We start from the raw sequence: 14995 nt of genomic DNA, 5'->3' as shown, positions 1-14995 counted from the left end.
TAAAACCAGAAAAATAAAAGAATCTCCCTGAAAAACAGGGAGATTCTTTTTTGTAATTACCTAGATCATTATCTGCAATACGTCCTGATGTATTGATCGGTAAAAATATATGACTTGTTGTAATCCACTAAAAATCGGCCCGTACTGAATTGGCAGTCAAAGCTGAGCACATCACCTTCTTTAATTTGATTAAAATCCAGATTTGGCGCCTCTGTAGGATTGCAGGTAATGGGTTTTGAGAAATCCTCCAAAAGATTTTTGGCAATGGAATTGGTTTCGCTTTTTAGCTCGTTCAACAATTCGGAGGAAATGGATTGTTGCTCCAGCAATTCACTGTCCACAAATTCTATATCCCGGCCAATGGCTTTTCCAGACCGATGGATTTCACCATTATCAATGTTAAATTCGGTTTTAAAGAACGTGTGTACGTAGGCTATTTTTACATAGTTGGCATCCTCTTCTAAATTGGACTCCAAGTACGAGGTACTCAATTTTGGATTGTTGCCTTTGGTTAAAAAGGAATCAATGGGAACCTCGCGTTTGTCATACCAAATTTCATGTTTTTGGTATTCATAGCCCTCAAAGGATTCGCCACGATCATCTTTTTCGTCCATGCAGCGAGCGTACATCACCACCTCTTTTGCTACATAATGGAACCCGTTTCGCTCTCTAAAAAAAGGAATCTTATATTCGTCTTTCAGTATCCATTTTCCTTGATATTTGTAGCAGGGGTAGTAGCAATCTTCGGGGAGTTCCTTTAATTTCACATAAGGCTTTATGTAATTGTTCTCAAAGCCCCATTTCAACATTTCGTAACGAGTTTGTTGCGATGGCAGCTGCTGTTTGGGTTCGTTTTTTTGCTTTCCAATAAAGTAGTACAGGGTAATCCCCAATCCCAATACCATAGCCCCAAGAATCCACATCAAAATTTTTCGAGTAGGGTTTGATTTTATGGCTCCGTCCCCTAATTTGGTTAATTTTCTGCGAAGTTGGTGCACATCCAAAAGCCGTTGTACGTTACGAAGTGCCCGCGTCAACTCACCTTCCGATGCCGTGTTGTTTATTAATCTGGAAAATTGCGAATCACTATAAAACAAATCCCGGGCAATCTTGGAATTGCTCGTAGATTCAAACTTGTTGTTTTTGGCATCATAGTGCCCATAATGATGTTCAAGTTTCGAGATAAATTCAGCATGAATTTTATTTATCTCTTCTTCTTTGCTCATTTACGTTGGTTGAAAATTGATAAAAATCGATAAAAATTATTAAAACAACAATAATATTAATGAATTGTTATATAATTGTTAATCGAAGGCACATAATAATATCAAAATATCAATTCTTTGATTTTTTCAGTTTTTCACTTCTAACTAATCAAACTTAAAACATTTAAAATGAAATTCAGACTAGAGCATGCATTTTTGCTACTTGCAGTCCTTTCCACTCAACTTGTACTTTCACAAAAGAGCATTTCTGGAACCATAACCGATGAGAATGGGATGCCCATGATCGGGGTTTCCATTGTTGAAGAGGGGACGACCAACGGAACAGTATCCGATTTTGATGGGCTGTATTCCATTACCGTTAAAGATGAATCCTCCCAACTAATGTTCAGTTATATTGGCTATACTCCGGTGACTCGCGCTGTTGGTTCGGGAAATACCTTGGATGTTACCATGGTGGAGAGTGCTGAGGCCCTTGATGAGGTTATTGTTACCTCACTTGGCTTTAGGGAACGGAAAGATGATCTGGGATATGCCAGTTCCACAGTTTCTGGAGACAAGATTAGTGAGTCTGGTGAGACAAATGTGCTCAACAGCCTTTCTGGGAAGTCCTCCGGAGTGCGAATCACCAGAAACTCGGGCGACCCTGGTGCTGGGGCCTATATCCAGATAAGGGGTTTGTCATCCATTACCCGGAACAGCCAGCCCCTTATTATTGTGGATGGTGTGCCCATTAGCAACGATGTTCGTGGAAACAGTGACAGCGGTGGTGTTAACCAAGAGTCGCGGTTAAATGACATCAATCCCAACGATATTGAGTCCATTACTGTGCTTAAGGGTGCATCTGCTGCTGCATTGTGGGGTACGCAGGCCTTGGGAGGTGTGGTCAACATTACCACCAAGAGCGGAAAGTTCAACAGTAAACTTTCTGTGAGCCTAAAAAGCACCTATTCCTATGATGAGATTAATAGAAAATATCCCTTGCAAGATCAATTTGGGCAAGGTGATAATGGGATTTATAACCAAAGAGCCCGTGATTCTTGGGGTGATAAGTTATCTGAAAGATCGGGTGGCTTGGACGAATTGGATACCTCGGGCGAGTTTTATATTGACCAAGCTGGTAATGTCTACTATCCCATCTTGACCAAAAACTCAAGGGAGACCTTCCACAACTCAAATTTTGATCAAATCTTTGACAATGGGCATTTTTTTGAAAACAACCTCAGCATTAGTGGAGGTAACCAAAAAAGTTCCATGTTCTTCAGCTTGGGGGATTTGGATCAGCAGGGAATTATAAGGAACAATTCAGATTATAGACGAACCACCTTGCGGTTCAATGCGCGGCACAATTTCACCGATGCCATCAGCTTAAAAATAAGCTCATCCTACTCTCGCACCAAATCCAATAGAATTGAAAAAGGGGCCAACAGTTCCGGTCTGTACCTAGGATTGTTGCGGAACCCTGTGGGGTTTGACATTACAGGGTATCGTGGGGACTATTATGCCAATAGCGATGCCACTCCGGTGTCTAACCGGCATAGATCGTATAGGGAACCTTTGGGTGCCGATGGAACTGCTACTTACAACAATCCACTATGGACTATCAACGAGCAGGAAAACTTGGCCAAGGTCAACCGTTTTATCACCAATGTGGAATTGACAGCAACACCCAATGACTGGTTGACTCTGATTGGTAGGGTGGGGTTAGATCACTACAGTGAAAAAAGGAACGAATTCTTTACTCCAGGGTCTGCTTCGGGAGCCTTCAGTTCTGGATACATCAGCCAAGAATTGGCCACCAATACCATATTTAATATGGACTATATTGCCAAAACCGCTTTTAATTTGACAAGCGATATCAGTGGTGATTTCTTGCTGGGATTCAACTTTAATGATAAATCAAGGGCGGTAAACGGATATGTAGGAACAAATTTTGTGCAGTTCTTGGATGTGGATAGTGGCATTAGGGATGTGGATAACATCTTGCCAGAAAATATTGCAACAACCAGCACCCAAGGTCAAGAGCGTACCGTAGGTATCTATTCCTCTGCATCTTTTGCATTGTATGACATGTTATTTTTAAATGGAACTGTGAGGGCAGAATCGGCCTCTACTTTTGGAGATGCGGACAACAAAGCCTTTATTTTTCCTTCTACCTCTATAGCATGGCAGTTTTCACAACTTGAACCCTTTAAAGAGAGCACGGTATTCTCCTTCGGTAAATTAAGGGCTTCGTATGGTGAAGTTGGGGTGCAGCCCGCACGATACAATACCTCCAATGTGTATGTGTCACCCACATTTGGTGATTCTTACGGTGGTGGTCTCAACTTGGGACTGTTCGGCAATGGGGCTTTTGTGCCAAGTTCCAGTCGTGGGAACAGCAACCTTAAACCAGAGCGTAAAAAGGAAGTTGAACTGGGTGTGGACCTACGTTTTTTCAGGGATAGATTGTCCTTGAGCGGGACATACTTTGCCAATGTTACCGAGGATGTTTTATTGGAGTTTCCACAGGCAAATTCAACGGGATATACCTCGGTCTATACCAATGGCGCAGAGATTGAGAACAAGGGATATGAATTTGACTTAGGTTATCGCCTAATTGATACCAAGAATTTTTCATGGACAGTGGATGCCACCTATACCCAAGTTCGAAACAAGGTGACCGATCTTGCGGGAATTGAATCCTTGAATCTGGGAGGACTTTCAGCAGTGAGTTCAAGAGCAGTGGAAGGTCAACCATTAGGCGTTCTTTGGGGCTCCAGAACACTTCGGAATGAAGATGGCTCCATCGTCTATGACGAATACGGGTTTCCTGAACAAGACCAGTTGGAAGGTGTCATCGGTGATCCAAATCCGGATTGGCAAGGGTCCATTGCCTCAAGCATTTCCTATAAAAACCTCCGCTTGTCTGTTTTGTTCGAGACCTACCAAGGAGCCGATATTTATGCAGGAACCAAATCGGTTATGCGCGATTTGGGAACGTGGTACGATACAGCCAATGAGGTCACCGCTACCCGAAACTATTTTACATGGGATGGTAACATCATCAACATTGGGGAGACCTTTCGAGGAAATGTGGGCGATTTTGGAGCTGGCCCCGTGGCACTTACCGAAGCATGGTACAATGGCGATGGAGGATTTTTCAGTAACGGAAATGATGAACTTTATATTGAGGACGGATCATGGACCCGGTTGCGGGAATTGAGTTTGGCCTACACCCTGGACAATAATTGGATCAAAAATTCCATCGGACTTCAATCTGCCGAAATATCACTTACTGGTAGAAACTTATTTCTTTGGACAAAATTTGAAGGGAACGACCCGGATACCAACCTTTCTGGTATAAGTGCGGCAAGGGGAATTGAATATTTCAACAACCCAAGTACAAAATCGTACCTCGTTAGCCTAACCCTAAACTTCTAATTGAAAAAAACACGACAATGAAACGTTATATATCCATTTTCATACTTTTTGCATTACTGGTGTCTTGTAGCAAATTGGTCGATGACCTGAACAATGACCCCAATAATCTTACTGAGAGTTCCTACGGAACGGTCCTAACCGGGGCCCAAGTGGGTAATATCCTATTCCAGACCGGTGAATCAGCCCGAAGAGCTTCCATATTTGCAGGTCAATATAAAGGGATAGATAGACAGCATGAAGGGTTTTCCCAGTACTCGGTAACCACCAGTGATTTTGATGCACTTTGGAATGATGCCTATGTAAATGCCTTCAGAAATGCACTTGTGGCCGAAGAGGTATCCCTAAATGAAGAAGTTGGTCCAGTGGCCCAGGGCATAACTTTGGTCCTTCAGGCTCAGATTGCGGGGACCATTGCTTCGCTTTATGGGGACATCCCATTTGGGGAAGCGGGAAACGTAGCCATTACCGATCCAATTTTTGAAGGACAAGAAGCCGTTTATGGTAAGATTCAGACGTTGCTGAACACGGCAATTTCACTTTTGGAGCAAGGTACAGGAAGACCAAGTTCTGGTTCTGATATTTATTTGGATGGAGATGCCCAAGCTTGGATTGAGGCTGCATATACCTTAAAAGCACGCTTTTTTATGCACACCAAGAATTACCAAAGTGCTTTGAACGCAGCATCCAACGGAATTAGTTCCATGGATAACAGCATGTACGGACCGCATGGTACCGCCGCGGAAAATTTTAATCTCAACTATCAGTTTTTTGCAGTGGAGGTTCGTCAAGCCGATGTAGTGGTTTCCGATTTTATGGCAAGTTTGATCGACCCCAATGCTGGAAATCCCATTCCAGCAAACTATAGAGGCAATGCAAAAACAGATGAAACAGGGCGATACAATTTTCTATTGGCTACTACGAGCACTGGAATCCAGCCCAATATTACTGATGGATTTGCCTCGCAGGATGCTCCGGCACCTTTGGTGACCTATGAGGAAAACTTGCTCATCTTGGCCGAAGCAGGTTTCAGGGTCAACGGTTTTGCTTCCGGTCTTTCCAATTTGAATGATTTTAGGGCATTTATGAATACAGGGGGGTATCTTTTTAATGCAGACCCAGCCCAAGTGTTATACGAACCTTATGTGGCTGCGGATTTTGAAGCAGGTGGAATGGAAAACCCAGATAATATTAGCAGGGACAATGCTTTGTTGCGTGAGATTTTGGAAGAACGCTATGTTACCCTTTTTGGGCTGATTGAACCTTTCAATGATACCCGAAGAACAGAGGGTGAAACCGTAGTAAGGGTGCCTATAACACCTAATACCGGAAGTCAGTTGCCACAGCGATTTTTGTATCCGCAATCAGAAATTGACCGGAATACCAATGTTCCAAGCCCAATTCCCAACTTTTTTGATGAAACCCCTGTTAACCAATAGGATTACATAAAATATGAAACTAAAACACATTCAAAATTGTTGCATTGCGCTCTTGTTGCTGGTGGTATTGATGCCAGTGAACCTCAATGCTCAAGAAAAGAAAGAAACGGTCAAGATATTGTTTGTAGGCAACAGCTTTACCTATTTTTGGAATATGCCGCAATTGGTGAGCGCCATGGCCGAAACCCAAGGAGTTTCCATAGCAGCCTACCAATCCACCGTAGGTGGAAGCAACCTGGAACAACATTGGAAAAGAGAAAAAGGTACCAAGACACGGGAGCTGTTGGAAGAAAAAGAGTGGGATTTTGTGGTTTTTGGGGACCACAGTTTAAGCACCATTGAAGCTCCGGAACGTTTCAGGGAATATGGGGCCAAGTTTGCAGAACTGGTTCGTTCCAAAGGAGCCGAACCCATTTTTTATATGACATGGGCGTACAAATCCAACCCTTTGATGCAAGAAGCCATTACCAAAGGATATATGGACCTTGCCACCAAGCTCAACGCCAAAGTGCTTCCCGTTGGGCCGGTTTACATGAGAGCAAGAGAGTTGCGGCCCGACCTAGAATTTTATTTTGATGATAAACACCCATCCCCTGATGGGACCTATTTAATTGCGCTTACCATTACCAAAATGCTAACAGGAGAATCGGTAAATACCATCCCAGATCGGCTTACCACATTGGACATTAATGACGAAAAACTGTACTTGTGTTTTGTGCTGCCACCGACAGGGGATTTTTTGAGACAATTGGTAGAGGAAATGAATTTTGAATCCTTTAAAACCCAAAGATGAACTTTTCGAAAAAGCATATCTTTTTAATGGCCGGACCTTTGGCCTTTCTCATATTACAAGGGTTCAATCCCCCGGCAGGGATGCCTGACAGTGCATTTAGTATGTTGGGCATTACATTATGGATGGCCATTTGGTGGGTGACTGAGGCCATCCCAATCGGGGTCACGGCACTTTTACCCATCATATTGTTTCCGTTGACTGGGGCGGTTGATTTATCTACCACCACAGCCTCCTTCGGACACAAATATATCTTCCTGTACATGGGTGGGTTTATGTTGGCCATTGCCATTGAAAAGTGGAACCTCCATAAACGGATTGCCCTTCATGTCATCCGACTGATCGGAACTAACGTATCAAAAATCATCTTAGGGTTTATGGTGGCCACCGCATTTTTGTCCATGTGGATATCAAACACGGCCACTTCGGTGATGATGCTGCCCATTGGCATGTCTATTGTGGCGCAATTAAGGGATAATCCTGCTACCATTGAGGACGAAAACCTGATTTTTGGTAAGGCCTTGATGTTGGGCATTGCGTACAGTGCTTCCATTGGGGGTATTGCCACTTTGATCGGTACCCCGCCAAATTTGGTCTTTGCCGGATATGTGGAGGAGGTTTACGGTATTGAGATAACATTTTGGCAATGGGCCAAATGGGGATTGCCTATAGCCATTCCACTATTGTTCATCGCTTGGATTTATCTCACCCGTTTTGCCTTCAAATTCAAACAAAAAGAATTTCCCGGAGGCAGACAGGAAATCAATCAGTTACTGAAACAATTGGGCCCTATGAAGAAGGAAGAAAAAATCATCTTGGGCATCTTCATCCTTACTGCGTTTGCATGGATTGGCCGCTCATTTATCCTACAACCCTTTTTTCCCGCCATTGATGACACCATAATTGCCATGTGTGCGGGAATATTGTTGTTCACAATTCCAGGGAGTGATAAAAAAGAACCCTTGATCAATTGGGAAGACGCTGTAAAATTACCCTGGGGCATTATTCTTCTTTTTGGGGGAGGTATGGCATTGGCCTCTGGGTTTGAATCGACCGGATTGGCCGCTTGGCTGGGCAACCAGATGACCCTTTTGCAAGGTTTGGCGCTTATTGTATTGGTGGTGGTAATCATAGCTTCGGTCAATTTCATTACCGAAGTAACCTCAAATCTAGCAACAACGGCAATGTTGCTCCCAATTTTGGCACCTATTGCAGTTGGATTGAACATTAATCCCTACATCTTAATGGTAGCCACAACGGTAGCGGCTTCCTGTGCTTTTATGCTTCCTGTGGCAACACCTCCCAACGCTGTGGTGTTTGGATCGGGATATTTGAAAATATCAGATATGGCCAAGAGCGGTATTTGGATGAACATTTTTTCCATTGTCTTCCTTACCCTTATGGTGTACTATATGTTGCCTCTTGTTTGGGATTTCCATCCCAGGGAGTTCAGCGACTTTATTATGAATAAAATTACCAAATGACAAACTAAAAATTACTAAACATGAAAAATCATAAAAACCCAATATGGAGCATAGTCATTGCACTGGTGCTATTGTTTATGGGATGTAATGACGATGATGAAGGCACTGTGTTTGAAGACAATGTCTTAACGGTACTTACCACCAATATTACCGAAACGGATTTTGAAACACCTGTGGAGGATGTTCCGGTGGCATCTTCCATTGAAATCATCTTTTCCCACAGTCTGGATACAGATGCCATAACATCCGCTTTGGATTTTACATCAGGTTCGGGCACTGTTGATTATGACATTGAATTTTCAAATACCAATTCCACAGTAACCTTGGTTCCCACCACATTGGATTATGAAACCAGTTATACGATTTCATTGACTGAAGGTACGTATGGAACCAACGGAGAAACATTGAGTGGTCCTTTTTCAATAAGTTTTTCTACAGCGGCATTTGTTCCACCTACTTTATCCCTGTCCAGCGATATTGCCGAATTGGAGGAAAATAGTGCCACAGCAACCATCACGGCAACCTTGAACAAAGAAGCCAACAGTGATGTAACAGCAACCATTGTTTTTGATGGAACGGCGACTAAAGGTTTGGATTACAGCATTTCAGGAGAGGAAAATATCACCATTCCCCAAGGTTCGTTATCCGCTTCAATTTCCATCACTACTATTTTGGATGGAGAAAATGAAGGCAATGAGACCATAGATATTTCATTGGAAAATGTAACCAATGCTTTGGGTGATTCCGAAGGAATATCCCTGATAGTCATTGAACAATTGCCAGCCCTATCTTTAAAGGGAATTATGGCGCTTACCTGGGATGGTTCCGGAACCAATGATGGTAAGGCCATTCACTTGGTGGCCAATCAAGATATAGCCGATTTGAGCCTTTATGGATTGGGAACGGCCAATAACGGAGGCGGAACGGATGGCGTTGAGACGGTACTTCCTGCCATTGCAGTCGCAGCAGGGGATGATATCCTTGTCGCAAGGGAAATTGCCTTGATCTCCACGTATTTCGGTGGATGTATTGATGAGTTTGAACATGTGCTCCAGGCAGAATCGGCCATCAACCAAAATGGCGATGATGCCATTGAACTTTACCAAGGTGATGTTGTAATAGAAACCTATGGTGATATTAATGTAGATGGCACTGGCGAATCTTGGGAATATTCGGGTTCTTGGGCTTACAAGTTTGATGGCTTTTGGACCACAGGTGGAGTAGATTGTTCCGTAGGCTCCACTACGGTGGATACTTTGGGCTGTCCGTATCCTATCTGTTCCGAGGCACTTAGCTTAAAAGGGGTATTGGCCCTATTGTGGGATGGTAGTGGAACCAATGGAGGCAAAGCTGTTCATCTAAAGGCCAATAAAAATATCCCAGATTTGAGCATTTACGGCATTGGTGTTGCCAACAATGGTGGAGGTACCGATGGAGTGGAATTTGTTTTACCGGCCATTTCCGTTGAAGAAGGGGATGACATCCTGCTGGCTCGTGAACAAGCGACCATCGCGGCCTATTTTGGAGGTTGTATAGATTCTTTTGAACACATCATAGAAACCGAATCCATGAATCAGAATGGTGATGATGCCATTGAGCTTTTCAATGGAACCACCGTAGTGGAAACCTATGGTGATGCCAATGTGGATGGTACTGGGGTGAGTTGGGAATATTCAGGCTCTTGGGCTTATCAAGATGGTGGAATTTGGACCGTTGGAGGCCTGGATTGTGCTGTTGGGTCCACCACAACACAAGAATCAGCATGTGTGTACCCGGCCTGTAATTAATGATATTTAACAGCTTATTTTCTAAAAATGAATAGAAAGAAATTGATAAAAAGTATTCAACTGTTGTTTTTGAGCAGTTTGGTCCTATATTTTACGGGATGTAACGAAGACGACGCTGTCTCTGGTTCCTTGAAGGTGATTTCGGTAAAGTTGAATGATGCTCCCCTTGAGAACAATATGCAGAATGTTCCCTTGAGCAGTACCTTTGAGATTGTATTTTCGGCCATTGTGGACCCCAATAAGTTTGAAAGTGCATTTTTCTTGATGGCCGGGGCCGAAAATATCCCCTACACCGTGGAGTATCTAAATCAATCCACCAAAGTCTTGATCAATGTTGAGGATATGGCCTTAGCAACGGAATATACCATTGGTTTGGACTCAGGAAATATAGGTTTGGAGGGAAAAGTACTGACCACGGGTGTTGCCTATACCTTTACCACGGCAGCTGGAAATGTTAAGACACCCTGCTTGTCCGCATCGGAGGATTGCATCCAACAGTTGAGTTTTATGGATAATGCTGATCAACCCTTATCCTTTGAGGTTTACGCCAACCATGATTTTGTGGACGACCCTGAATTTGTTTGGGATTTTATCGACAAGGTAGTGGTTGTGGTACATGGCGCGGAACGCAATGCCGATGAATACTATGGATATATGCTCAATGCATTGGAGAGTGTGGATATGGAATCAACCACCTTGGTAATTGCACCCCATTACCAAGATGATTCAACAGCACCGACAGATGGTTTGGTCTGGAACGATTCTAGATGGCGCGAAGGTGCAAATGCAGGAAATGCCAATGCTTCCATTAGTTCATTTACGGTTTTGGATACCTTGGTGAATCGCTTTTCCAATTTGGACAAATTTCCAAACCTGAAGACCGTTCTTATTGCCGGTCATTCGTCCGGGGCAGCCTACACGCAGCACTACGCCTTGGCAAACCAGGTTGAAGACGCACACCCAGCTCTCAATTTTCAATATGTAGTAGCCAATAATCAATATTTCTATTATCCAGATGGACAGCGTTATGATGAAGGTGCTGGAACGTTTTATGAGCCTATGGATTGTGCCGGATATACGTATTGGCCCTATGGATATGAATTTGCAGTATCGTATTTGGATGGTGTTGATGCCGCTACCTTAACAGCGCAACAGGTCTCCAGAAATACAATTTATTTACTGGGCAGTGATGATATATCCACTACGGGTACACTGAACACCACCGATTGTCAGGCAACTTTGTTGGGTTCAAATCGATTTGCACGGGGAGAAAATATGTTCACATATATGGAAACCTTTTATACCTCAACCCATAACCATAGAAAAATTATTGTGCCCAATGTGGCGCATGATGCCAATGGCATGTTCAATTCCTCGGAGTTTAAGCAATATGTTATGGAATTTGAGTAAAATCCAAAAGGATTTTGTTATTGATTTGTTTGAGTTAGTAAAAAAAGGATGGCTTTTGGCCATCCTTTTTTATTCTCAACCCATACTGTATTTTATGACTTTATTTTCTTATCCAAAAGGATTTGAAGCTCACTTTTCTTCAACTGGTCGTTAAAGGTCTTGATTTCCACGTTCATGAACCTCTTGAATCTGGCATCAACATCTTTTAACCTTTTGTTGAAAATTGAATATACATCTTCTTGTTGGTCCGTGGGTTTAAAATCTACGCCGTATCCCGTAATATCACTCGCCAATGAGCTCAATCGGCCGTAAAGTTTCATGGGGGACCTAAAGGCATCTTCGCGGGCACCTGTTAAATGAATGTCGTACAATGTGCCCGCTATCGACTCTGCCAAAACCCGAAGCTCTTCTGCTTTTTTTGAATCAGCCTTATTTTTTAATTGAGGGATAACCTCGTTCAACTCGGCACGTATCGTTTCAATATCATTGATCATGGTCACAGCAAGATTCATAGCATCGCGCAGTTCCAACGAAAAGGCCACTTGTTTTTCAATATCTTCCAGACTACCTTCGGTAGACGGGTCTTTTAATACTTCCACTTCTCGAATGTATTCCTTGTCATCTACAATCAATTTGACTTTGTAAACACCGGGAACCGTTTTTGGCCCATATTGTCCGCGCATCAAATCCAAGTCCCAGGTCACTAAGGGTCGCCACCCTTCTCCGTTGAGCTGCACCCATGGTCTTCCAGGAGGTGTTGACTGCAGTTTGGGTTTATAGGTGGGTTCATATCTTAGGTCCCACATGACGCGGTTCACGCCAGCCTCTTTCTTTCCTTCCAGCGTCCTGATAAGGTCATCGGTTTCGGATAGAATCTGAATTTCAACCTTCTCATGGTCATCATCTGCCAAATAATAGTTGATATCAGCACCGTAGGCTGGATTTGTACCAGCATTCAGACTGGGTCCATCCGTTTTTATACTCTGTTTATCTTGAAAGCGGTAGGCTTGGCGCAAACTGAACAAATGAGCGTCCTTGCCCTTGGCATCCATGTCGTATTCCCGCAACGGTGCAATATTGTCCAAAATGTAGTAGCCCCTTCCATAGGTTCCCACTACCAAATCATCAAAACGTTCTTGGATTTCCAACCAATAGACTGGGGCAGGGGGAAGGTTGTTTCGCAAACGCATCCAACTTGCTCCATCATTGGTGCTGATGTAGATTCCATTGTCGACCCCAAGGTAGAGCATGCCCTCCCTTTTTGGGTCCTCTTTAATGACGTGTGCAAAACTGTGCACGGATTTTGGAACGTTGCCGCTCACCAATTTCCAGCTTTGGCCATAATCCGAAGTCTTATAAATATAAGGATCAAAATCACCCATCTGATGAAGATCTACGGCGATGTAAACTGTACCTTTTGTAAAGTGGGACACCTCAATATTGGTCACTGTGCCCCATTTAGGTAAACCGGTAATGTTTTGGGTCACATTGGTCCAGGTCTCACCGCCGTCCCGTGTCAAATTTACTTGCCCATCATTACTTCCAGTCCAGATAAGGCCCGGTTCCAATTTGGATTCCACAATGCTAAACAGTGTCGCTCCATCAAAGGTCATTAAGTTATCTGTTGCAATTCCACCAGAACTTTTTTGATGCGATTTGACGTTTAAGGTCAAATCGGGACTAATGACCTGCCAACTTTGTCCATTATCATCACTTATGTGTACAAATTGACTTCCTACATATACACGGTGACGGGTATGGGGCGAAAACGCCAAAGGAAAGTTCCAGTGCCAGCGGTATTTGAGCTTACCGGGTTCCCATCCGTACCCAGCTTCAGGCCAAACCCGAACGTCCTGGGCATGACCGGTTCTGGCATTGTAACGTTGCAAACCACCGTCGTAACAACCAGACCAGACAATATCATTATCAAAAGGGTCCGGTTGTGCGAATCCACTCTCACATCCACCTACACCTTCCCATAGACCCAGAGGAATATAACCTTGCAAACTATTGCTGGGACCTTTATAGGAATACCCATCTTGACGGTTTCCATAAACGTTATAGGGTATTTGGTCATCCACTGCGGCGTGATACATTTGCGCAATGGGAAGGACCACTCGTTGAAAACTTTCACCATGATTCAAGGTGATACTGGCACATCCATCATGGGCCACCATCATACGGTCTGCATTGATGGGGTCCAACCAAATATCATGATTGTCACCACCGGCAGCATATCCTCCGGATATGGTTTTTCCGCCATCCTTGGAAGTACTGAATTTTACACTGGCAAAATAAAGTTCGTCAGGATTGGCAGGAGAAACAGCCATTCGGGTGTAATACGGAGCCCGTTCCGCAATGTCATGGTTACGGGTTTGAAGTGTCCATGTATTTCCAAAATCCTCGGAGCGATAAAGGGCAGGGCTGTCAATTTCAAAAAGTGCGTATACCACATTGGGCTGGGACGGGGCAATCGCCACTGCCGTTTTACCAACAGGATTATCTTTTCCTCCGGGCAAACCATATTTGGATAGGGATTCCCAAGTTTCACCGCCATCTGTGGTGCGATAAACTCCTCCGCCGGGGCCGCCACTGTTCAATCCCCATGTATTGATGTGTATGGACCACATCCCCACTAAAAGTCGGTCTGGGTTTTTTGGGTCGATGGCCAATTCTGCCGCACCCGTGTTTTCATCCACAAAAAATATTTTTTTCCAGGTTTTTCCACCATCAGTGGTTTTGAAGACGCCACGGTCTTGCTGCGGTCCATAGGTATGGCCCAATGCTGCGGCATATACAATATCAGGATTGGTAGGGTGTACGATTACCCGCCCGATACGCCCTGTTTTTTCCAATCCCATTTTTTTCCAGGTCTTTCCGGCATCTTCAGATTTGTAAATACCATCACCCATAGCATGGGCAGGACGAATGACAAAGGTTTCTCCTGTTCCCGCCCAAACAATATCTGGATTTGAGGGAGCAATGGCCAATGACCCGATGGAAGAAACGTCTTGGTCATCAAAAATGGGCTCCCAGTTGATACCTCCGTCAGTAGTTTTCCAGAGCCCACCGGAGGCAGCTCCGATGTAATTGATCATTGGGTCACCGGGTACACCTGCAATGGCAATGGCGCGATTGCCTTCGGGACCGATAAAACGGAATTCCAAATCATTGAAGACGGTTGGGTCGGTTTGGGCAAAAGAGGTCAAAAAAAGAAATAAGAAAAGGGGAATCAGGGGAAATTTAGGTTTCATAGTTGGTAATTCTGACTTAAAGCTACATAAGATAGTCAATAAGGCACTATAAATTACGGGCTTCCTTTATTTTTAGAGGCTTTTCGGAAAAATGGTAAAACTGTTCAAGATTTTTGAAACTGAACTCATAAAAACCAATAATGCCCTATTTTTCCATGAGGCTGCCAATAAATGGAATTGATATTATA

At 43.7% G+C, this 14995-nt stretch carries 8 protein-coding genes; 6 read left to right on the top strand and 2 right to left on the bottom strand.

From position 1 onward, the window contains the following. Positions 1-68 precede the first annotated feature (68 nt). Positions 69-1226, bottom strand: a complete 1158-nt coding sequence (locus FG28_RS02545) for a hypothetical protein (RefSeq protein ID WP_197062544.1) — start codon at positions 1224-1226, stop codon at positions 69-71. A gap of 168 nt (positions 1227-1394) precedes the next feature. On the opposite strand from FG28_RS02545, the gene FG28_RS02540 reads away from it, so the two are divergent. From FG28_RS02540 to FG28_RS02515, 6 genes are read left to right on the top strand one after another with little or no spacing between them, the layout of a single operon-like run. Beyond that, a complete protein-coding gene (locus FG28_RS02540) occupies positions 1395-4646 on the top strand; it encodes a SusC/RagA family TonB-linked outer membrane protein (RefSeq protein ID WP_036379661.1) in 3252 nt (1083 codons plus the stop codon). A 17-nt stretch (positions 4647-4663) separates the two neighbouring features. Then, positions 4664-6082 (top strand): SusD/RagB family nutrient-binding outer membrane lipoprotein, encoded by a 1419-nt coding sequence (locus tag FG28_RS02535; RefSeq protein WP_036379659.1) that lies wholly within the window; start codon positions 4664-4666, stop codon positions 6080-6082. Between the two features lie 13 nt (positions 6083-6095). Further along, positions 6096-6875 carry a hypothetical protein gene (locus FG28_RS02530; protein ID WP_036379656.1) on the top strand — a complete coding sequence of 260 codons (780 nt, stop codon included), beginning with the start codon at positions 6096-6098 and terminating at the stop codon, positions 6873-6875. Continuing rightward, a complete protein-coding gene (locus FG28_RS02525) occupies positions 6872-8356 on the top strand; it encodes a DASS family sodium-coupled anion symporter (protein ID WP_036379653.1) in 1485 nt (494 codons plus the stop codon). Before FG28_RS02530 ends, FG28_RS02525 begins: the two co-directional genes overlap by 4 nt. A gap of 20 nt (positions 8357-8376) precedes the next feature. Then, positions 8377-10143 carry an Ig-like domain-containing protein gene (locus FG28_RS02520; protein WP_036379650.1) on the top strand — a complete coding sequence of 589 codons (1767 nt, stop codon included), beginning with the start codon at positions 8377-8379 and terminating at the stop codon, positions 10141-10143. Positions 10144-10170: 27 nt separating this feature from the next. Then, entirely contained in the window at positions 10171-11553 is a 1383-nt protein-coding gene (locus FG28_RS02515) for an Ig-like domain-containing protein (protein ID WP_036379648.1), read from the top strand. A 92-nt stretch (positions 11554-11645) separates the two neighbouring features. On the opposite strand, the gene FG28_RS02510 is transcribed toward FG28_RS02515, so the two are convergent. Then, positions 11646-14807, bottom strand: coding sequence for a glycosyl hydrolase (locus tag FG28_RS02510; protein WP_036379646.1), 3162 nt, complete (start codon positions 14805-14807; stop codon positions 11646-11648). Positions 14808-14995 lie beyond the last annotated feature (188 nt).

Source organism: Muricauda sp. MAR_2010_75 (genome assembly GCF_000745185.1).
Lineage (GTDB): Bacteria > Bacteroidota > Bacteroidia > Flavobacteriales > Flavobacteriaceae > Flagellimonas.
The sequence above is the reverse complement of the archived record's forward strand: the minus strand, read 5'-3'. Positions and strand labels throughout refer to the sequence as shown.

What these genes read in the sequence shown, in the direction of transcription:
- FG28_RS02535 (WP_036379659.1), top strand. Translation starts at nt 4,664, where the DNA reads ATGAAACGTTATATATCCATTTTCATACTTTTTGCATTACTGGTGTCT.
- FG28_RS02520 (WP_036379650.1), top strand. Translation starts at nt 8,377, where the DNA reads ATGAAAAATCATAAAAACCCAATATGGAGCATAGTCATTGCACTGGTG.
- FG28_RS02510 (WP_036379646.1), bottom strand. Translation starts at nt 14,807, where the DNA reads ATGAAACCTAAATTTCCCCTGATTCCCCTTTTCTTATTTCTTTTTTTG.
- FG28_RS02515 (WP_036379648.1), top strand. Translation starts at nt 10,171, where the DNA reads ATGAATAGAAAGAAATTGATAAAAAGTATTCAACTGTTGTTTTTGAGC.
- FG28_RS02540 (WP_036379661.1), top strand. Translation starts at nt 1,395, where the DNA reads ATGAAATTCAGACTAGAGCATGCATTTTTGCTACTTGCAGTCCTTTCC.
- FG28_RS02530 (WP_036379656.1), top strand. Translation starts at nt 6,096, where the DNA reads ATGAAACTAAAACACATTCAAAATTGTTGCATTGCGCTCTTGTTGCTG.
- FG28_RS02525 (WP_036379653.1), top strand. Translation starts at nt 6,872, where the DNA reads ATGAACTTTTCGAAAAAGCATATCTTTTTAATGGCCGGACCTTTGGCC.
- FG28_RS02545 (WP_197062544.1), bottom strand. Translation starts at nt 1,226, where the DNA reads ATGAGCAAAGAAGAAGAGATAAATAAAATTCATGCTGAATTTATCTCG.